We start from the raw sequence: 20,578 nt of genomic DNA on the forward strand, positions 1-20,578 counted from the left end.
TATATTTCGTAACACAAATCTTAAAAATCTTCAGAGGGGGATACAAAAAGTGAAGGATCACAAAATGTGGCGGAGTTTTGTTTTTGCCTCGGTTTTATGTAGTATCTTCTTTATGGCGACCTCGTCATGGGCTCATTTCCAAGTTATTCTACCTGATCAAAATATCGTAACTCAAAATGGGGTTAAAGATATCAATATTTCTCTGCTTTTCACTCATCCTTTCGAGCAGCATCTCATGGACATGGAAAAGCCCGCACAGTTTGGAGTGTTAGCACGCGGAGAAAAGACAGATCTTTTGTCAACCCTTACGTCCGAAAAATCTAAAGACAACATGAGGACGTGGAAGGCAACATATCAGATAAAACGACCTGGTGACCATGTTTTTTATGTAGAGCCTGCTCCATATTGGGAACCTGCTGAAGATACATATATTATCCACTACACTAAAACTGTGGTCAATGCGTTTGGCATGGAGGAAGGATGGGATGAAACCGTCGGCCTTCGAGCAGAAATTATACCTCTGACTCGTCCCTATGGCCTTTGGGCAGGAAATGTTTTTCAAGGGAGAGTAGTTGTAGATGGGAAGCCAGCAGCGGATCTCGATGTAGAAGTAGAGTTTTATAACGACAGCCAAGACGTAAAAGCTCCTGCCGATCCTTTCATTACGCAAGTGGTTCGAACAGATGATCAAGGAGTGTTCACATACGCTATGCCGTGGTCAGGTTGGTGGGGCTTTGCTGCTCTTGCGGAAGCGCCAGAAACAAAGAAATCTCCAGACGGCACAAAGGACGCAGCTATTGAGCTCGGAGCTGTTTTATGGGTAAAGACGGTGAATAGAAACTAATGCATATAGCTGAAGGTGTACTTTCTCTTCCTGTTTTAGCTACAGGAGCTGCAGGTGCAATTGCAGGCATTGCCATAGGGCTTAAAAAGATGGATATGGAGACGGTTCCTCGAGCAGGAATCGTCTCTGCTGCTCTTTTTGTAGCATCACTTATACATGTAAACTTAGGAGCTACCAGTGTCCATCTTGTCCTGAATGGCATAGGAGGTTTGCTTTTAGGTTTTTGCCTTTTCCCCGCCTATGTAGTTGCCCTTTTTTTGCAGGCAGTCTTATTCCAATTTGGTGGCATTGTTGTTCTCGGAGTCAACACATGTACGATGGCATTTTCAGGAGTCCTTGGAGGATTGATGGGGCGATATATTCTTCGAGTCGGTTGGTCTCCATGGCTAGCCGGCGCTACAGCAGGAGCTGTAGGAGTTATGGGAGCGGCATTGTTCACAGCTACTGCTTTAGCGGCCAGTGGTGAAGCTTTTTTCACCTCGGCTCGCCTCATTCTCATAGCCCATGTTCCAATCATTGCCATAGAGGCGAGTGTGGGCGCTTTCATTATGATGTATGTGGCCCGAGTTATGCCATTTGTAGTGGAGGGAATGAAAAGATGAAAAAACGGTCTCTGGTAATAGCCTTGGTCTTCTCTTTATTTTTCTTGCCAACAGAAGCCTTGGCTCATAAGCTTAATGTCTTTGCCTACTTTGAAAATGGAGCTATTGTAGGAGAGGCCTATTTCAATGATGGCGCTCCCGTACAAAACTCTCCTATAAAGGTGGAAGAAACTTCTACTAATAAGCTTCTTGTTGAAAGAGAAACAGATGAAAGGGGACAATTTTCAATACCCCTTCCTACCGGGAAATATGCTGAAATTAAAGTTTCAGTAAGTGGGGGTATGGGACATATGGGGCAAACAACCATCGACTTGACACCCTCCTCCTCTTCAAGTACATCCATAGAAAAAGCGGAAGAAAAAAACAGTGATACGAAAAGAGAAATTTCTACTTTCTCTTCGGAGATTTCTGAGGAACAGTTTTCTCAGCTCGTCCAGAAAGCTGTCAAAGCAGAGACCGCCCCTCTTCGAGAGGAGCTCTTCCAACTGCGGAAAGAACTTTCAAAGCCAAAGTTCACAGAGATTATAGGTGGGATTGGTTATATTATTGGGTTAGTAGGGGTTCTACTTTGGATCGGAGGACATCGAAGGCATGCACAGTAACAACCTGCCATCTTTAACGTACGATTTTAACTCTTCAGAGAGTTTTTTAACCAGAATACCGGCAAGTGCCAAGATCATGCTGGTCTTGGCCTTTGCCCTTTGTATAGCCTTGCTCTCATCTGTTTCAGCACAACTTTTTCTTCTTGGCTATAGCTTCATGCTTATTTTCCTCGCTAAAATTCAACTACGAGCCCTCATAAAACGCGTTCTTTCCCTTGACGGCTTTCTTATCTTCCTTTGGTTAACATTGCCTTTTTCAGGGCCTCATGGTGTAGAGTTAGCGCTCTCTATCACTATTAGAACCCATGCCGCTGTTTTCGCATTTATGGCTCTTTTGGGTACGACAAGTATAGGAGAGTTGCTCTATGGGCTCCGAGCCCTGGCTATTCCGCAAAAGCTTGTTCTGCTACTTCATTTCACATATCGATATGCGAGAGTTTTTGTAGAGGAAGCCGAAAAAATCTATACGTCCATGACCCTTCGCATGTTTCATCCATCTCTTTCCCTTGGAACACTCCGATCCTATGGAAACTTAATAGGGATGCTTCTTGTACGGAGTATCCTTCGGAGTGAACGGGTTGCTCACGCCATGGAATTAAGGGGATTTGATGGTTCTTTTCATTTTCTTGAATCTCCAGCATCGCCCAAAGAAGGGGACAATTTTCGTTTAGGAGTCCTTTACATCCTTTTAGCGGGGTGCTTCATTCTATGACATCTTTTCTCTCTCTCCAGAACATATCTTTTGCTTATCCTAGCTCTGAACCTCTTTTCTCTCGTCTTAACCTTAATCTTTATCGAGAGGGAAAAATATTTATACGTGGCCGAAATGGCGCTGGAAAAACCACGCTTTTTTCGCTAATTATGGGACTTTTAAAACCTACAGAAGGATCTATCCTCCTTGAAGGAAATCCGATTAAAACAAAAAAAGACATTCGCCATCTCCGGCGAAAAGTAGGACTCTTATTTCAAGATCCTGATGATCAGCTTTTTTGTCCAACCCTTCTTGATGACATCCTCTTCGGGCCTCTCAATTTAGGAATGGAGAAAGAGGAAGCCATGGACTCTGCCATGAAAGCTATGAAAGTTTTAAATATTGTTTCCCTTGCTTCGTACCCCCCTTATGCCCTTTCTGGGGGACAAAAACGCTTGGGAGCTCTTGCTGCGCTTCTTTCGATGAAACCAGAACTGCTTCTTCTCGACGAGCCCTCTAACGGTCTTGATGAAGAGGCATGGGAAAACCTCGTCTCCGTTTTACAAAAACTCTCTATAGCCCTCGTAATAGCCTCCCATGATATCCCCTTTCTAGAGCAGGTAACTCATAAAGGCTACGAAATGAAGAAAGGGTACCTCCTCTCCTTGAATTAAATCTTGACAACAATCCTCCTCTATGTGGTATTATTGCCACATAGAGGAGTGATAGATTTGGAGGCAAAACTACAACGAGAAAAAGCTGCCGTTCTTAAAGCGTTAGGGCACCCTGTTCGCCTTTCAATTGTAGAAATCCTAGCGAAAAAAGAAATGTGTGCCTGTGAGATTGCAGACCTTTTCCACTTTGATCGGACGACAATTAGTAAACATCTAGCACTCTTGCGAGATCTCGACATTATAGAGGATCGTAAAGATGGTTTGCATATTTATTATTCCTTAAAGATGAATTGTTTGGCCACATTACTTCAGTGTATTGAGCACGTAGTGCAGGGGCATCCCATATCTGAATATCACCATACTCCCTGTTTTTGTGCCATGAGAAAGGAGACACAAGATGAAGATACAAATACTGGGAACAGGCTGTCCAAAGTGTAAAAAACTTGCGGACATGGCAGAGAAAGTTGCAACAGAACTTGGAGTCGACTTCGAAATTGAGAAGGTGACAGACATTAAAGAAATCATGTCTTTCGGAGTTATTGGGACACCAGGCCTTGTTGTAGATGGAAATGTTTTACTCGCGGGACGAGTTCCCACAGAAGCAACGCTCAAGGAACTCTTGCAAAAGGCAGTAAAATAACGTAAAAAACTCCCCGATGGCTAGCATCGGGGTTTTTAAGGCTCTTTTATGTGAAGATTTCGCCACTTAAAATACAGGGAGGACGTTTATAATGAGCGACCGGAAAAAGTTTCTATGGATTATTCTAGCTTTCTTGTTCTTTTATTTCTTACCTGGGGATCACCCTCGAGTAAAAGGAGCCGCTATTGAGTCTATAGCCATGCTCCACGAGTATGCAAGACAACATGTACTTCTTTGCCTCGTTCCTGCTTTTTTTATAGCTGGTGCTATTTCTGTTTTTATAAGCCAGCAAGCCATAATGAAATATTTAGGAGGCAAGGCTAAAAAAGTGGTGGCCTACACTGTTGCAGCCGTTTCCGGAACCATCCTCGCCGTATGCTCATGCACCGTCCTCCCTCTTTTTGCAGGGATCTACAGTCGCGGAGCTGGAATTGGACCAGCTTCCGCTTTTCTTTACTCTGGCCCGGCCATTAATGTGCTTGCTATTATTCTCACCGCCAGGGTTCTTGGCATAGAAATGGGTGTTGCCCGTGCTATAGGGGCTATTTCCTTTAGTGTCATTATTGGCCTTCTCATGGCCTTTTTCTTCCGTAAAGATGAAGCCATTCGACAGCAGGGATTTGCTGAGCTTCCTGTGGGAGAACCAGCACGATCTCTATGGCAAACGACTTGGACTATGGCAAGTATGGTTATTTTTCTTGTCTTTGCCAACTGGGCAGCTCCCAAAATAGATTCTGGCATCTGGGCAGGAGTATATAGCACGAAATGGGTCATTGCAACCTTGGGGCTTCTGTCCACTCTCTTTGCTGCAAAAAAATGGTTTTCTCAAGATGAACTGACCGAGTGGCTAAATGCTACATGGGGATATGGCTTACAAGTTTTCCCCCTTCTCTTTTTGGGAGTTCTATTCGCTGGTTTTCTCCTTGGTCGACCGGGCTATGAGGCTCTTATCCCAAGTCGCTATATTGCAGCTCTCGTAGGAGGGAATTCTATAGCCGCTAACTTTTTTGCATCTGTAGCAGGAGCCTTTATGTATTTTGCTACACTAACGGAAGTCCCAATTCTTCAAGGCCTTATGGGGGCAGGGATGGGGAAAGGGCCAGCTCTCGCCCTTCTTCTGGCTGGTCCGGCTCTCTCTCTCCCCAATATGCTGGTTATCCAAAACATTATGGGTACTAAAAAAACGGTCGCCTACGTAAGCCTTGTCGTGTGTCTATCTACTTTTGCGGGGATTATATATGGAGCTTTTTTCTAGCGTTTTTGATGAATGGGAAGAGGTGTAAAAAACATGCTGCTCTACAGGCTCCAAGATCTTCATTGTCAAGGATGCGCCTCTCTGATTGAAGCAGAGATCATGACTATTTCTGGAGTTATCGGCGTGAAATTTGACTTTGATACAAAAATATTAAGAATTGAAAATGATGGAAGTAATCTTGATCAAAAAGTCGAGGACATCGTGAGCCGTATAGAACCGAGCGTTACAGTAACATCCATTGACGAAAAAAATATCCCTTCCCCCAGTGTTGCTACTTCTGGTTGGTTCCTTCTTCTGGAACGCTTTGAAAAAGAAGGGAAAAGGCTTGGAGCAGCAGCCTTCATTTTTACCATAAGCCTCATCTTCAGGAAACGACTGGCAGCCACACCCTACGGCATTGGAGAATACGCTTTTTTTCTCACTGCCTATTTTTTGAGCGGCAGCGAGGTACTTTTGAACACTCTGAGGAATTTAAAAAACCGGAGAGGTCTTGATGAATTCTCCCTCATGTCAATAGCAACCATTGCCGCCATATCTATAGGAGAGCTGCCAGAAGCTGTAGCCGTTATGCTCTTCTATAGCACAGGAGAGCTACTCCAAGAGATATCGGCTTCAAAATCCCGCAACTCCATACGATCTCTCCTCGCAGCTCGACCACAATATGCCCAGGTTCTTCGCAAAGGGGCAGAGATAAAAGTAAAACCTGAGAACGTTCATGTAAATGAATTGATCTTTGTGCGACCTGGCGAAAAAATACCTCTGGATGGAATTATTGAGTCAGGAATATCCCAAATAGATCAGTCGCCTCTCACTGGCGAACCAGTACCTATACGAGCAGAGCCCGGCAAAAAAGTATACGGCGGGAGCATTAATTTGCGAGGGGCCCTAACTATTCGTGTGTCCTCCCTCTTCGAAGAGACAACTATTGCTCGTGTCCTCGAAATGGTGGAATTTGCCGTAGCCAGGAAATCGCCCACAGAACGTTTTATTACAACTTTCGCCAAATATTACACTCCGGCAGTAGTTCTTGGTGCTTTAGCGGTGGCCGCAATTCCCCCCTTATTCGGCGCTGGAACTTTTACGAACTGGGCATATCGAGCCCTCGTGCTCCTCGTTATTTCTTGTCCCTGCGCTTTAGTGATCAGCATTCCTCTCGGCTATTTTGGAGGAATCGGTGCTGCCTCACGTCGAGGTATTCTCATTAAGGGCGGCAATATCCTTGATGCCCTCTCTTCTGCGAAGATCATTGCCTTCGATAAAACTGGGACCCTTACAGAAGGAGTTTTCAAGGTAACAGACATTGTCCCCCAACAAGGCGTTTCGGAAGATGAGCTCATTTCTCTGGCTGCCTCTCTGGAGCAGGAATCAAACCACCCTATAGCACGCTCTATTGCCGACGCCACAGATGTGAACACATTGCAAACTCCAGAAGGCCTCGAAGAGATGGCGGGAAAAGGGTTGCGAGGCTTTATTAAGGGACAGCCTATTCTTGTGGGGAACTCAAAACTTCTAGCAGAAAGTGGCTTCAAAAACATCAAGGATCCAGAACAGGGAACTGTTGTTCATGTAGCCCAAGGCCATAGATATTTAGGGTACATTACTGTATCTGACATTATTCGTTCTGATGCTATGCATGCAATGCAAGCCCTTCGTGAAAGTGGCTTATCCCAATTTATTGTGCTTACAGGAGATACGGACAGCGGCGCAAAATGGGTTGCTCAAAAGGTGGGAGTCGACAAGTACATTGCGAACTTGCTCCCTCAAGGCAAAGTTTTGGAACTCAATAAAATCAAAGCCCAATTGGGATCCCGAGAAAAAATCGTTTTTGTAGGGGATGGCCTCAACGATGCTCCAGCATTAGCCACTGCCGATATTGGCATCGCCATGGGCGGATTAGGTTCCGAAGCTTCAATAGAAACAGCAGATGTTGTTATTTTAGACGATGCTCTTTCTAAAATTGCAGACGCTCTTCTTCTTGCTCGGCGGACTCGAAAAATTGTCTGGCAAAACATTATACTTGCCCTTGCGACTAAAGCCTTTTTCATAGCCCTCGGAATAGCCGGCATTGCGGGAATGTGGGAAGCTGTGTTTGCGGATGTAGGCATTGCCTTACTAGCTGTCTTGAACTCTACACGAACGATCCATTGCAAATGAAAAGTAGATTTTATGTTTGAGAAAGAGGAGGTTACACATGAATTGGAAAGAAGCACATCAAGAAACAACTGTCTGTTACTGTAAAAACGTGAATAAGCAACAGATTCTTCGTGCAATAACAAATGGAGCTAAAACACTACAAGATATTCAAAGCATGACTGGAGCCTGCACAGGGAACCAATGCGCTACATTAAACCCTTCTGGGATATGCTGTTCGAAAGACATTAATGAGCTCTTGGCTATTTATATTCCTATCTTTGAAAAGCTTTCCAGTGGAAACTGCGGTTGAAAAAAATAGAAATACAAGTCTCGTAGAGGCTTCAAGATTATAAGAAGCAGGAAGTGGCTTACGTCTCTTTCTGCTTCTTGCTCTTTAAAATTTCCTGACACCAGACTAATGCCTGGTCATAAATTCCCTTATCAGGACAATAGAGGCGAAGAATCGTCTTGTTTTTTTTCTTTAACCCTATAACCCGCCATTTCTCAAAAGGCTCTATAGTTTCCACATTTTGCCAATAGACTCTCTTCTCCGCTTTTTTATTCATGTCGATACGACCTACAGGGAAGGGGCGAACAGTGAAGAGTGGCACTTTAGAAAACGCCTGCCCACGAACTGTAGTGTAAAGGATCCCATCATTATCAAGATAATATTTCCCATAGAAACGATTCCCGAAAAAAAGCAGGGCTATACATAAAAACACGCCTGCAAAGAGGGCCGCTGCAATACCGCCTGCTTGTAATGCGTACGCCAAAACCAAAAAATTGAAGGAATGACTGGCACTTACTATGACAATAAGGGCTATGCCTGTCACTACGATCCATATAAAAAGAAAGAACACGACAAATTCCACAAGAACGAAGGGATTTGAGAGCATGGGAATTCCTACCTCCCAGCCGAATTCCTTTATTTCATTTCCTCTAGGTATCGTTCCCGGCTCTCGTTCCAAAATATCTTTTAATTTAGGTGCCATTAACGTCTCCCCCCTTTTGCTACCCTCCCAGGCCAACGCCAATAAGACGACCAATTACATAGGTTACTCCTGCAGCTGAAAGACCAAAAAAAATTTGTCTCAAGCCAGAAAAAAGAAGACTTTTTCCAGTAACGAGAGTAATGCCGGCCCCAACAAGAAAAAGGCCAACTGTACTTAATAAAGCACTTGTGGCAACTGCTGGAAGCCCCTCTATAAAAAAGAAGGGGAAAACAGGAAAAACAGCGCCTAAAGAGAAAAGGAGAAAAGAAGTTATTGCCGCTTCCCACGCTGAACCGCCAAGTTCTTCAGGATCAATTCCAAGCTCTTCTCGCGCAAGGGTATCAAGAGCAGTGTTTGGATCAGAAATCATGTGATATGCCATCTGATGGGCTTTTTCAGGAGCAATCCCCTTAGCCTGATAAATAAGAGCGAGCTCCTCCATTTCCTCTTCCGGGCTTTCTTCCAGTTCCTCTTTTTCAATACTGATTTGATGTTCATAAAGTTCCCTTGAACTCTGAACAGAAAGCCACTCTCCCAAAGCCATAGAGATAGCCCCCGCCAAAAGCCCAGCCAACCCGGTAATGAGTATAGAATGGGCGCTCATCTCCGCTCCAGCAACACCCATAACGAGGCTTAAATTCGAGACAAGCCCATCGTTAGCCCCAAGAACTGCCGCACGAAGAGCATTCCCACCCGTAGCCGGATGGCGCCCTTCAAGACGAGCAACAGCTCCTCCTTCAAGCCCCTTGCCTTCCCGAGACAGTACCCTGAAAATTCGTGAGTGAGATCGTTCCTGAACAGCCATAGATTGGGCAAGAGAATCGTTTTGCTCAGAATAAGAAGATCCCGCCCTGCTTTCTATAGCCGCAACAGCGGGAAGGATAAATGATGTCCCAAATATCTTAGAGAGGAAGGTATACGTGCGTAAGCGCCAGCTCCTTTTAAAAACCGGAACCACGCCTCCCGCCTCTTCTATTCTAGTTATCCATTTGGAAGCGTGGTTCCTTTCCGTTTCAGCCAAGCGCTTATAGATTTCTATAAGTGCTTTATTCTTTTCATGAGCAGCCATTATTTCATAAAGTTCTGCAGCCTCTAGCTCTTCGATAAGATTCCTTTTATATCGTTTCAGATCATCTGGCGATGTCATTTCTCCCTCTCCTTCCATACATAAAAAAGACGCCCTTATTGTACTCTCTGGGGGGGGAGGGAAAAAGTCTATTCCTTGAAAACAGGCAAATTCCCGAGGTAAATCAAATCTTCTTTATCATAGCCCCCTTCTTCAAGAAGGACGGCCACTTTAGCGACAACAGTACACTGAACATGTGACAGCAATCTCTCCAGAGCTTTCAATGATCCTCCTGTAGAGACCACATCGTCTACAATACAAACTCGCTTGTTCGTTAATTTTTCAGCATCTAGACCATCGAGAACAATAATTTGAGGCTCTCTGGTAGTAATGGACTGCACCTTTTCAATAACCGGGTTCTTCATATACCCCTTTACCGACTTCCTGACAATTACGTAATTAATACCTAAACGTCTGGCAATGGCGTGAGTTAAAGGAATTCCCTTGGCTTCAGGACATACAAGGTAATCGATATCATTTGGCAGTTTGCGATAGAGGTCTTCCGCCGTCCGCTCTATAAGCTCTGTATCGCCCAACATGACAAAAGAAGCAATCACAAGATCATCGCTAATTTTTACTTTTTTCAAGTGCCGAGTTAAACCTGAAATATGAAGCTCATAGGTATTTTCCATAAGAATCATCACACTCCGAAAAAGAATTTAATAGTAAGGCCGGCCAGAAGCCCAAAAAAAGGATTCCAACGGGCAGAGACCAAGGTCGTGGCAGCAATAACCATGCCCCATGGACTAAAACCAAAAGGACCAGCAACGTCTGGCACCGACGTAACAGCACCATGGATATTAGTGGCAAAAGTTACAAAAGTTCCAAGAATAAAAAGGAACCCTGCGATGGAAGAACGATGAACATATCGTCCTATAGTGGGGAGAAGCTTAAAAAGAAGGATCACCGCCATAAATCCCATCATGAGTACCGATGACAGAAGGGGATTCGGCGCAGTAGCCGTTCCGGAAATAATAGATTCCACAGGACCTCCGCCAAAAAGAGATGATCCCATATCGGCAAGACTTGAATAGATAGCAAGATGGTCAATATTTGTATTTGCCCCAGCTATGCTTCCTGTTATTTTCCCGAAACTAATATTGGCTCCAATGTTGAGACAGGCAAGAGCCAGCGCACCTACAAAAATGCGTGGTTTTCTCCAAAAACACCATTCAATATCGCCAAAAACAAAACGTTCACGAGAAAGGTCTATCTTCGTTTCCTCAAGCGAAACTTTTTTCCCAGCCTTCAAATAGTTATAGACAGCGGTAGAAACCAGCACTGAAATAATAATCGTCCACGCCAGATCCTTTGTTATAAACCAGACGGCAAGACCTGAAACCATAGATGCAGTTCCTGACCATCTCTCTGAATTAAAGAGTTCTATAGCTACGTAAGCAAGCATAATTCCTACACCAGCCATCATAGAAAGCACTACCGTAGGCCCAATAAATGTAACTATTGCCTCGTTCAACCCTAAAAGAGATGGAATAAGAAGAAAAGCAGCCCCCCAAAAAACAAGGCTTAATCGTTCCTGGACATTTCTTCCCATAGTTCCTGCGAGAGTGATAGTCTCTGCCTGGAAAGAAATTGTAGCAACAGAATGAAATGTAAGGGATCCTATAATACCGATAAGAAAAGCAATAGCAGTGGGGAAAGCAGCAAAACCGAAACTAAGAGCTAACAATCCTTGTGGAATTCCGTTCACAACTACAGCAAAAGCAGTAAGAATGTTGGTAAGCATCGCATCACAATCTCCTTGTGCGTTATTTTGGGAACTTCTTTAACGCTAACATTTTTACTCAAAAAACATTATTTGTAAAGGTTCAATCTCGCGTATGCGTCCCTGTACTGCCACTGATGTACACGGATATATATTTCTCCCTACAGAGCAAAAGAACTATTCGAAGAACACCCCTCAAAAAAGGATCCCTTGTTTTCTTAAGGAGAATATCGTGCTATTATAATTATAATTCGTAACACAAAAAGGAGGTCTCCCATGAAAATACAGCCTCTCAGCTCCGAAATTATTGAAGACGTAATACATTTTCACGGGCATTGGTGCCCTGGATTGGCTCTTGGTATTCGTGTGGCACAGATTGCTTTGGCTGAAATAGGACACAGTTCTGATGAGGAAATAGTGGCAATCTGCGAAACAGATATGTGTGGTGTCGATGCTATTCAATTTCTGACAGGATGCACATTGGGAAAGGGGAACCTCATTATCCGTCCCTATGGGAAAATGGCTTTTTCCTTTTACCGAAGGAAAGATGGTAAATCTATACGCGTTGTGCTCAAAAATAACGGGAAAGCGTCAGGAGATATTTATTATAGAGAGTTACAAGAGAAAATGAATTCAGGGACTATCACTGAGAAGGAGCGAGAAACTTTTGCAAAACTTCGGTTTGATCGATGTCACTCTGTTTTAAATGCCCCTATAGAAGAGTTTTTTATCGTAGAAGAGACAAGAGAGACAGTTCCCCCTCCTGCCCCCATGACAGGAAGTGTGAAATGCTGCCAATGTGGCGAAGGGGTTATGGAGACAAAATCCAGGTTTTTTAAAGGGGAGTTTTACTGCCTCCCCTGCTTCGAAAAATTCATACCCCGTCCTTAAGAATTACCATGCAGGAATAATAACCGGATAGCCCTGCACATGATCGATCGTTACAGCAATATCATAAATCTCGGCAATGACGGAAGGAGAGACTTCCGCCCTTCGAAGAATGTGGTGAACCTCTCCTTCTTTCATGAAAACAAAACGATCTCCATAGCGAAGAGCCATGGTAAGATCGTGAAGAGACATGACTGCGGAAATCCCATGTCCTAAGACAATATGTCTTAATGTTTCCATAATGTCGATTTGATTTTTTACATCAAGACTGCTAATGGGTTCATCGAGAAGCAGTAGTTTTGGTTCCTGCACAAGAGCCCTGGCAATGGTTACTTTCTGTAACTCTCCTCCACTCATTTCATCAAGGTAGCGGAGAGCTAATGTTTCCAATCCAAGGGTATGAATAATAGCATCTACTTTTTTTATATCCTTACCGGATAGACGCCATCCTACATAGGGGCGGCGACCAAGGAGAATGGCATCAAAGGCCGTAAGGCGTACTTGTTCACAACTTTGCGGCACATATCCCACGTTTTTGGCAATTTCTCGCCCCGACATATGCCGCATATTCCTATCCCCCAAAAGAACTGTCCCCTTTTGAGGTCGATTTATGCCATTGAGACAACGAAGCAACGTCGTTTTTCCTGAACCGTTAGGGCCAAGAATCATCACGATTTCCTGTTTTTTCACATGAAGGGAAATATCTTTCAATATTGAACGGTTCCCATACCAAAAAGAGATGGAATTCGCTGAAAGAATCAAGATCGCCCCCTCCTGGTAATAAGCCAGATAAAGAGAGGCGCTCCCAGAAAAGAAGTGAGGACGGAAACAGGCAATACTCTGGGAACCAACACAAGACGAGCTGCCATATCGGCCCCCAGGAGCAACAGAGAGCCTAATAGTGCAGATCCGGGAATAAGAAATCTATAGTCATCGCCTATAACTCGACGAACTATATGCGGACAGACAAGACCTACAAAACCTATAACCCCTACGAAAGCAACGATAACCGACGAGATAAGAGAGGCAAAAACCATCCCGAACAATCGCACCTGCCGCACTTTGACTCCTAACCCCATCGCTGTTTCTTCCCCCGCATCAATAGCATTGTAATCCCAGCGATGAGCAAAAAAGTAGAGAAGAGATATGAAAACAAAAGCAGTTATAATCGTTAATTCTCGCCACCCAGCCCGCGCCACATCTCCAAAGGTCCAGAAAACCATGGCTGCAAGTTGAGTATCGTCGGCAAAATACTGTAAAAGCATGGTACCAGCCGTAAAAAGAGAGGCCAGTGCAACTCCTGATAAAGCCATAGACTCAGGAGTTGCGCCGCGAGTTCTAGACAAGAGAAGGATAACACCTGTAGCCATAAGACTAGAGAAAAAAGCCGCTCCTGTAGCGGCAAAAGGAGATAAAATAGAAACTGCATCAGATTGGCTGCTCAACATGCGTCCCGCCCCTAACACCATAACCGACAGCGCAGCCCCAAAAGCTGCTGCATTCGAAATGCCAAGAGTAAAGGGGGACCCTAGAGGATTTCGCAAAATAGATTGCATTACAGCTCCAGCAACAGAAAGACCGGCGCCGGCAACAACCGCAACAAGTGTTTGAGGTAAACGGACATTCCAGATAATAATGGCCCAGCGCTTCGTATCCCCTCGACCTAAAAGGGTAAAAAGCACGTCTAGAGGGGGAATACGTACAGCTCCCACGGAAATGGAGAGTACAATTACGCCACAGAGCAAGACTCCCCCTGAAAAAAGCCAAAGAATCTTTCGCGCCTGATATTCCTTATAGAGAGGAGAAAGAGTTCCTTCTTCCAAGTGCATAGGTACACGACCCTATTTCAAGGATATTTTCGTGAAAGCTAAATCTTGAAATTGATCGTTCATTTCCTGGAAAACGTTCTTACCTACAAGGAACTGGTAAATTTCATCGGCTTTTTGGGCAGGATCCACATCAAGAAAGCGGTCAGGATAGAGTATTTTCCCTACGAAGTAAGCATCTGCCAGAATAGATCCGAAATTTTGAGTATACCAATTGTAAGGCAACACCCCATAAATCTCCCCATTTTTAACAGCAGAAAGTTCCTGGTAGATGGGGTCATTTTTCAGTTGGGAAAAGGCATTCGTTCGATCATCAGCATTCAACGTGGAAAGATCGACAAAAATGACATCAGGATCCCACTCCAACAACTTTTCTTTCGACACATCTGCGTGGGTATTCTTCTCCTCCTGCCCATTTTTAGGAGCCGCTACATGCACAGCACCTGTGAACACGAAAGGAGGATAGGCCAATTCGGTAGAACTGAAACCATGGGGGCCACGAGAAGCAATGCCACCTACATAACAAGTTTTACGTTCTTGCGGAGCTATACCTTGCGTCCTTTTCTGTAGATCGGCAATATGTTCTTCGAAAAAAGAAATAACAGATTCTCCTCGCTCTTCATGCCCAATAACCTTCCCCATGAGTCGAAGGGAACTATAGAGCATTTCTCTACCATGTGCCAGGTTCCCATATCCTAACCCTATGACAGGGATACCTGTTTTTTCTTCAAGAACATGAACTGGAATTCCCGATTCCGGATAAGTTTTAAAAATCACCTGTGGAAGAGGCTGCACCCCTAAAATCAACTCCGGATTTGCGTTCCCTCGAAACTCTCCCATCAACGGCAAATCTTTCAACCATGGGTTGGCTAAGGCATAGGGGCGAGGACCGAAATTCCCTTTCTTTTCGTTATCTTCTACAGCAACGACTCTATTTTGCCCCTGAAGGTATACTAGAAGTCGTAAACATCCTGATCCTGAACATATAACTCGTTCGGCGGGAACAGAAATCTGTATTTCTCTTCCAATAGAATCAGGAACCCTTATTGTATGTGTAGACTGCGCAAAACTTTCCCCTGCAAAAAATAAAACCGCAAACGCACAAAAAACAATGACAAAAACAGTTGCCAATCTGCGCTTCATCAGCATAACCTCCCCTACGATTTTATAATAGCACGAAACAACAAAATCGTAGCACAGTGGAAATAAAAGCGCAAATAGCTTTACAAGAATTTGTCAGATATTTAAAGCTGAAAGCACCGCATCTGCCACTGCTTTTTCCGCATGAGGGAAAGCGAGCTTTCTCGCGTTTGCCCGTATAATTTGCAATTTTTCAGGCGAACTATAGAGATCCCGGAGGTGGTGAATAGCTTCTGATGCAGAACGAGCCCAGATGCCTGCATTGTGGGATTCTATGTATTTGGCATTATTAATTTCCTGCTTTGGAATGGGATTAATCATAAGAAGAGGCGCTCCTGCACAAAAAGCTTCGCTTACTGTAAGCCCACCAGGCTTAGTAATCATTACATCTGCTTCAGCCATATAGTCGTAAAGATTCTCTACAAAACCAAGGAGTTGAAATTTGACCCTGGAAGGAATCGTTATTCGTTCCAGTTGTTCTATAAGGTCTTCGTTCCGCCCGGCCACGACTGAAAGGGAAAGAGACATACCCGATTCTATAACTCCTTCAAGGATATCAAGGACAAGGGAGTTAGGAACACTACTTGCTACAAAAAGAATCGAAAATTCGTTGCTTTTATAGAACTGGCGGTCTCGATGGTAAAGCTCTCCGTATCTTTTCATCACTGGAATTCCAGACATAATAATTTTATGTTCAGGAATCCCTGCCTGTAGGAGATCTTCCTTCACAGAAGCTCCTCCTACAAAGTAAGAATCTACAAATTGGCTGATCCACATTCTATGAAGACCATAATCGGTAACAATACCGTATATTTTCCCTCTGTAGAGCCCCTGTTCCTTCATGTGAGACAAGACAGAGAGAGGGAAAAAATGGGTTCCCACACAAACATCTGGCTGGTTTTCAGTAAGATACCTCATAAACTTTTTCACATTCTCCATATTAATCTTTTCCAGCAGTCTTAAGACAGCGCTTTCTTCCCTATCTTGATCCGTCAATTCGTACATCACTTTACAAGCGATATGGGCATGTTCGCTCACGAAAGCATAGACATCGCTATAGGACCATTTAAAGAGATCACTCGAAAAATCGAGCAGATCCATCATCACATTTGGAATTTTCCGAGCATCGAGTTCTTCTTGCACGGCTCTCGCCGCCGCTCGATGCCCACCACCAGCAGAAACATAAACAAGATGAACCGGTCTCACTTTTCTCAACCTCCCTCAATAGCCGAGCCCGCTTGCCTGTGGAATACCCTTTTTATATTATTATAACGTTTTTCCATTTCTAGTTTTCTGTAAAATGGCGGGTTTTAAAGACCTCATGAGGCCGATCAACGTAATAAATGCATTTCAAGTTAAAATCAATTATGACTGATCGTCAAGTCAGGTCCCTTTATACACGTGTCGTTTTCTGTCTAATCTCGACTTTGCACAACGTTTTTTAAACGCCGCTGCCCCTCATCTGATAACCCGAGACCAGGCATATCTTTTTCTAGCATAGAAAGAGTCCCTTCTCCGCCAAGATATCCATTCACACGAGCGACAGACGTAGAATTCAAGAAATCTTCGTACTGTGGGTATTGAACTTGATACTCACGCAAAAGTTCGCGATGAAGCCGAAGCCAATATTTTTGATGATAGGCTTCCGCAAGATAGAAAACCTTAAGAGGCATAATTTCTGTCACAATCGGACGACTTCCTTGACGGTTCATCGCTTCCTTCCAGGCAAAAGCTTCCTCCCTTTGTTTTTCATCGCTATAAAAAATTGCTGACATATATTGCCGTGCAAAAGAAACACGAGTGGGGTCGTGACTCTCCGCAAAAATGGAAAGTAACTTTTTAAAAGAAATTACTTGAGAATCATAATCTATTTGAATGCTTTCTATATGGTTCCCCAGATTATGATACGTGGGGTTCTCTGTATCTCCCCCGGCATATCCAACACGTGTACTAAGAATCCCTCGAATGATCCCGAACCGGGCATCTGGTCCCCAGAATCACCCGAGGGCAAATGTAACAGTAGCACGGGAAGAGGCAGAGCTGGGTAAAACTATCCCTAAAATGGCAAGTACGGCTATAGAGATAATAAAAAGGCCTTTTAGGAAAATCATTTTTCTCTCCTCCTTTTCTTTTCTTCACGCCCTTTAAAAATTATTTTACATGGAAAAGGATCTCTGGCATACCTATAAAAGAACTCTCTTTCTGCCATATTTTTAACCAATCGATTTTTTAACGCATTGACAGTTTAAAGGTCTTTCTCTATAATCTTTGATCGACTGGCACTTTAGCATGATAAATTATCATCTTGAAAAATAAAAAAATTATGAGGGGGCATGAGGTATGAAAAAAAAGTTAGCAATAATCATGGGCTGTCTTCTTCTTGTTCTGGCAGCCAGCGGAGTAATGGCAGCGGAAAAGAAGACGTACATCGTAGGAATTGATGGGGATTATTATCCCTACTCTTTTATTGGCCAAGATGGTAAACCCACAGGATTTGACGTGGAATCTATCGAGTGGATCGCTCAAGAGATGGGTTTTGAAGTAAAGGTACAGCCTATGGCATGGGATGGCATTATTCCTGCCCTTCTCGCAAAGAAAATAGACATGGTCTATTCGGGAATGACAGCCTCTCCTGAACGGAGAAAAGTAGTTGATTTCAGCAAGGTATACTGGATCATTAATCAGGCTGTCTGCGTAAAAGCCGAATCGGAAATCAATATGGGGAATCTCTTCGACGGCAAAAAAACTATAGGAACTCAACGAGGTTGCACAGCAGCTTTGTGGTTGGAAGATTATCTTGTAAAAACAGGAATTCTCCCAAAAGAAAATCTTAAACTCTACGATAACTTTCCTCTAGCTGCAAAAGACCTGGAAAACGGCCGGATCAATGCTGCCATGATGGACGATGTTATTGTTGCTAAGGCAGTAGAGGGGAAACCTCTCAAAGTTATTGGAACAATCTCTACGGGAGAAGAATACGCCGTAGCAATTCGGAAAGAGGATTCGGACCTCAAAGAATTAATCAATACCGGTCTTGATCGTCTCATGAGCTCTCCGAAATGGAATGAACTCAAAGCAAAATACAAGATGTTCTAGGCATCTTTAAATTCAAAACTGACCTGAAGGGGAATGATTTTCCTTCATTCCCCTCTTTTGATTTAGAAATATAAACAGAGGGAGTGCGTAAGAACATGGGAAGTCTGGAGGTTATTTTCATATCGTTACCATATCTACTTCAAGGAGCTCTTGTAACTCTAAGAATTGTGGCTCTTTCACTAGGGCTAGGGCTTTGTATGGGATTGCCTCTGGCTGTAGGACAAGTATATGGCTCTCCTCTTACACAAAAAATAGTAAAATTCTATGTGTGGATTTTCCGAGGCCTTCCGAACCTTGTTCTTCTCTTTCTCTTCTTTTTCGGCATTTTCCCTTCCATTGGAATTGATGCCTCAGCCTTCACAACGGCAGTAGTAGTTCTGGGGCTTCGAAGTGCAGCCTATCAATCCCAGATTTTTAGGGGAAGTATCTTATCCCTTGGAGAAGGACAAATGTTGGCGGCGCGCTCTTTAGGCATGAGCAAAGGACAGGCTATTAAATCTATTATTTTACCCCAGGCCATACGACTGGCTCTTCCTGGATGGTCTAACGAATACCCCATCCTTCTCACCGATTCCTCGGTTACATATGCCATTGGCGTACTGGAAATATTGACCCGGGCTAATCTGGTTGTCTCCAGAACATATCAGCCCATGCCTATTTTTCTCACATGCGCCATTATCTTTATTTTGTTGAATTACGGAGGGATGCGACTCCTTCACTATGCAGAAGGTAAGTTTCGTATTCCTGGTTTTGGAAATGGAGAACGGTAACCATGACGACATTAACGCAACAAGAAGACGTTATCTTACGAGTAGAGAATATTCATAAATCCTATGGGAACGTAGAGGTACTGAAGGGAGTTTCCTTTTCTGTCAGGAAAGGAGAGACAAAAGTCTTCATAGGCCCTTCTGGTACAGGAAAAAGTACGCTGCTTCGTTGTATCAACCAACTGACCATCCCGGATAAAGGGCAAATTTGGCTTCATGGAGAAGAGGTAACTCACTCTAAAAAAAATATTAATTTCTTCCGGCAGAAGATGGGAATGGTTTTTCAGAATTTTTACCTCTTCGATCACCTTACAGCGCTTCGCAATGTGGAGATCGCTCTTATCAAGGTGAAGGGAATGAAAAAAAACGCTGCTCAAGACAAAGCCATGGAAGAACTCGCTCGTGTAGGAATGGACTCTTTCGCTCAACACTACCCCTCCCAGCTTTCCGGAGGTCAGGCTCAGCGGGTTTCTATCGCCAGGGCCTTGGCCATGGATCCTGACGTCATGCTTTTTGATGAGCCTACATCGGCCTTGGATCCTGAACTCATAGGGGAAGTGCTGGAAGTCATGAAAGATCTCGCCAGAGGAGGGATGACCATGCTTGTAGTTACACACGAGATGGGATTTGCCTGCTCTGTAGCCAATGAAATCATGTTTATGGAGGAGGGGACAATTTTGGAAAGTGGGAGTCCGGAAAAACTATTAAACGCCCCTCAATATGAAAGGACTCGCCAATTTTTAAGAAAATTAACAGATCTTTACGGAGAGTTGGGAAAAGTAAATGGATAATCTGCTCTTCATTCAAAAAGATATACTTCCGGCTTTGTTGGAAGGACTTATTGTATCGATCAAGCTTATTATATGGTCGATTCCTTTGGGCTTGGTAACGGGGGGACTTATAGCGGTTGGAAGAGTGTACGGGAACAAGTCCATTTCTTTTTTCTGTAGGCTTTACGTCATTTTCTTCAAGGGAACTCCCCTTTTAATTTTACTTTTTATGCTCTATTTCGGTCTACCGTCCATGGGGATTTCTCTCAGCCCTTTCGCAGCTTCAGTTCTGGGATTTGTCCTCTGTAACGGCGCCTATAATTCAGAGTATATTCGAGGGGCTATACAATCTGTAAAAGGCGGCCAGCTCTTAGCCGCGCAAGCTTTAGGCATGACACGAGCCCAAGCTGTCTGGAATATTATTCTTCCTCAAGCGTTACGACGAGCTATTCCAGGGTGCTCTAATGAAATGATCTACCTGATCAAATATTCGTCTCTGGCATATATGCTCACGTGCATAGAGCTCACTGGCGCCGGGAAAATAATAGCAGGGCGTTCTTTTAGGTACACCCTTGTCTTTTCCGTCGTAGGCATCATCTATCTCTTTATGGTAACTCTCGCCAGTTGGCTTCTATCAATCCTCGAAAAAAAACTGTACATTCCTGGATGGAGCCAAGAAAGCTAAAGGGGACGAGTGACAAAGGGTCAAACTCTCCCCTCCCCACAGCTTGACGTATAGGTATATCTTCACGAAACTGAATGCCCTTTACAAAAACAAGCTTCTTTAAACATATCACCTTGCGTCAAAT

General features: G+C 43.9%; 23 protein-coding genes and 1 pseudogene. 15 read left to right on the forward strand and 9 right to left on the reverse strand.

All coding sequences use genetic code 11. The features are described 5' to 3' along the window. The first annotated feature begins 49 nt into the window (after positions 1-49). From B3L97_RS00765 to B3L97_RS00810, 10 genes are all read left to right on the forward strand, one after another. A complete protein-coding gene (locus B3L97_RS00765) occupies positions 50-844 on the forward strand; it encodes a DUF4198 domain-containing protein (RefSeq protein WP_024821189.1) in 795 nt (264 codons plus the stop codon). After that, positions 844-1,446: a cobalt transporter CbiM gene (gene cbiM, locus B3L97_RS00770; protein ID WP_024821190.1), complete on the forward strand. Its 603-nt coding sequence runs from the start codon at positions 844-846 to the stop codon at positions 1,444-1,446. The genes B3L97_RS00765 and cbiM overlap by 1 nt, the downstream gene beginning before the upstream one ends. Beyond that, entirely contained in the window at positions 1,443-2,048 is a 606-nt protein-coding gene (locus tag B3L97_RS00775) for a hypothetical protein (RefSeq protein WP_286933098.1), read from the forward strand. The genes cbiM and B3L97_RS00775 overlap by 4 nt, the downstream gene beginning before the upstream one ends. Then, the gene (gene cbiQ, locus B3L97_RS00780; protein WP_286933101.1) at positions 2,038-2,760 is read left to right on the forward strand and encodes a cobalt ECF transporter T component CbiQ; all 723 of its coding nucleotides are present in this window, start codon (positions 2,038-2,040) and stop codon (positions 2,758-2,760) included. Before B3L97_RS00775 ends, cbiQ begins: the two co-directional genes overlap by 11 nt. After that, positions 2,757-3,413 carry an energy-coupling factor ABC transporter ATP-binding protein gene (locus tag B3L97_RS00785; RefSeq protein WP_286933115.1) on the forward strand — a complete coding sequence of 219 codons (657 nt, stop codon included), beginning with the start codon at positions 2,757-2,759 and terminating at the stop codon, positions 3,411-3,413. The genes cbiQ and B3L97_RS00785 overlap by 4 nt, the downstream gene beginning before the upstream one ends. A 48-nt stretch (positions 3,414-3,461) precedes the next feature. After that, a complete protein-coding gene (locus tag B3L97_RS00790) occupies positions 3,462-3,851 on the forward strand; it encodes an ArsR/SmtB family transcription factor (protein ID WP_286933129.1) in 390 nt (129 codons plus the stop codon). After that, a complete protein-coding gene (locus tag B3L97_RS00795; protein WP_286933133.1) occupies positions 3,811-4,053 on the forward strand; it encodes a thioredoxin family protein in 243 nt (80 codons plus the stop codon). The genes B3L97_RS00790 and B3L97_RS00795 overlap by 41 nt, the downstream gene beginning before the upstream one ends. Before the next feature lie 91 nt (positions 4,054-4,144). Next, the gene (locus B3L97_RS00800; RefSeq protein WP_024821196.1) at positions 4,145-5,308 is read left to right on the forward strand and encodes a permease; all 1,164 of its coding nucleotides are present in this window, start codon (positions 4,145-4,147) and stop codon (positions 5,306-5,308) included. A gap of 33 nt (positions 5,309-5,341) precedes the next feature. Further along, a complete protein-coding gene (locus tag B3L97_RS00805) occupies positions 5,342-7,462 on the forward strand; it encodes a heavy metal translocating P-type ATPase (RefSeq protein WP_286847798.1) in 2,121 nt (706 codons plus the stop codon). Between the two features lie 37 nt (positions 7,463-7,499). Further along, complete coding sequence (locus B3L97_RS00810; protein ID WP_024821198.1) at positions 7,500-7,751, forward strand: (2Fe-2S)-binding protein; 252 nt, start codon at positions 7,500-7,502, stop codon at positions 7,749-7,751. A 58-nt stretch (positions 7,752-7,809) separates the two neighbouring features. Here the strand turns inward: B3L97_RS00810 and B3L97_RS00815 are convergent, their stop codons facing one another. From B3L97_RS00815 to B3L97_RS00830, 4 genes are all read right to left on the reverse strand, one after another. After that, positions 7,810-8,433: a hypothetical protein gene (locus tag B3L97_RS00815; protein WP_024821199.1), complete on the reverse strand. Its 624-nt coding sequence runs from the start codon at positions 8,431-8,433 to the stop codon at positions 7,810-7,812. Between the two features lie 19 nt (positions 8,434-8,452). Next, the gene (locus tag B3L97_RS00820) at positions 8,453-9,580 is read right to left on the reverse strand and encodes a VIT1/CCC1 transporter family protein (protein WP_024821200.1); all 1,128 of its coding nucleotides are present in this window, start codon (positions 9,578-9,580) and stop codon (positions 8,453-8,455) included. A gap of 68 nt (positions 9,581-9,648) precedes the next feature. Next, on the reverse strand, positions 9,649-10,191 hold the full coding sequence (locus B3L97_RS00825; protein ID WP_024821201.1) for a phosphoribosyltransferase family protein: 543 nt from the start codon (positions 10,189-10,191) through the stop codon (positions 9,649-9,651). An 8-nt stretch (positions 10,192-10,199) separates the two neighbouring features. Next, entirely contained in the window at positions 10,200-11,303 is a 1,104-nt protein-coding gene (locus B3L97_RS00830) for a guanine permease (protein ID WP_024821202.1), read from the reverse strand. 255 nt (positions 11,304-11,558) lie between these two features. On the opposite strand from B3L97_RS00830, the gene B3L97_RS00835 reads away from it, so the two are divergent. Continuing rightward, the gene (locus B3L97_RS00835) at positions 11,559-12,173 is read left to right on the forward strand and encodes an FmdE family protein (protein ID WP_286847791.1); all 615 of its coding nucleotides are present in this window, start codon (positions 11,559-11,561) and stop codon (positions 12,171-12,173) included. A gap of 3 nt (positions 12,174-12,176) precedes the next feature. Here the strand turns inward: B3L97_RS00835 and B3L97_RS00840 are convergent, their stop codons facing one another. The 5 genes and pseudogenes from B3L97_RS00840 to B3L97_RS00860 form a co-directional block, all read right to left on the reverse strand. Next, complete coding sequence (locus B3L97_RS00840) at positions 12,177-12,932, reverse strand: ABC transporter ATP-binding protein (protein ID WP_286847790.1); 756 nt, start codon at positions 12,930-12,932, stop codon at positions 12,177-12,179. Then, complete coding sequence (locus B3L97_RS00845) at positions 12,929-13,999, reverse strand: FecCD family ABC transporter permease (protein WP_286847788.1); 1,071 nt, start codon at positions 13,997-13,999, stop codon at positions 12,929-12,931. The genes B3L97_RS00840 and B3L97_RS00845 overlap by 4 nt, the downstream gene beginning before the upstream one ends. Positions 14,000-14,011: 12 nt before the next feature. Continuing rightward, a complete protein-coding gene (locus tag B3L97_RS00850; protein ID WP_286933144.1) occupies positions 14,012-15,139 on the reverse strand; it encodes an iron ABC transporter substrate-binding protein in 1,128 nt (375 codons plus the stop codon). 93 nt (positions 15,140-15,232) lie between these two features. Beyond that, positions 15,233-16,342, reverse strand: coding sequence for an MGDG synthase family glycosyltransferase (locus tag B3L97_RS00855; protein ID WP_286933147.1), 1,110 nt, complete (start codon positions 16,340-16,342; stop codon positions 15,233-15,235). 209 nt (positions 16,343-16,551) lie between these two features. Further along, positions 16,552-17,121, reverse strand: a pseudogene (locus B3L97_RS00860) (peptide-methionine (S)-S-oxide reductase MsrA); the annotation flags it as partial. A gap of 355 nt (positions 17,122-17,476) precedes the next feature. Here B3L97_RS00860 and B3L97_RS00865 point away from each other — a divergent pair. The 4 genes from B3L97_RS00865 (at position 17,477) to B3L97_RS00880 (ending at position 20,454) form a co-directional block, all read left to right on the forward strand. Further along, positions 17,477-18,232 carry an ABC transporter substrate-binding protein gene (locus B3L97_RS00865; protein ID WP_024821208.1) on the forward strand — a complete coding sequence of 252 codons (756 nt, stop codon included), beginning with the start codon at positions 17,477-17,479 and terminating at the stop codon, positions 18,230-18,232. A 95-nt stretch (positions 18,233-18,327) separates the two neighbouring features. Beyond that, complete coding sequence (locus tag B3L97_RS00870) at positions 18,328-19,002, forward strand: amino acid ABC transporter permease (RefSeq protein WP_024821209.1); 675 nt, start codon at positions 18,328-18,330, stop codon at positions 19,000-19,002. 2 nt (positions 19,003-19,004) lie between these two features. Continuing rightward, complete coding sequence (locus B3L97_RS00875) at positions 19,005-19,790, forward strand: amino acid ABC transporter ATP-binding protein (RefSeq protein ID WP_286933151.1); 786 nt, start codon at positions 19,005-19,007, stop codon at positions 19,788-19,790. After that, a complete protein-coding gene (locus B3L97_RS00880; RefSeq protein WP_286933153.1) occupies positions 19,783-20,454 on the forward strand; it encodes an amino acid ABC transporter permease in 672 nt (223 codons plus the stop codon). The genes B3L97_RS00875 and B3L97_RS00880 overlap by 8 nt, the downstream gene beginning before the upstream one ends. Positions 20,455-20,578: the final 124 nt, after the last annotated feature.

Source organism: Aminobacterium sp. UBA4834 (genome assembly GCF_002400205.1).
Classification (GTDB): Bacteria; Synergistota; Synergistia; order Synergistales; family Aminobacteriaceae; genus Aminobacterium; species Aminobacterium mobile.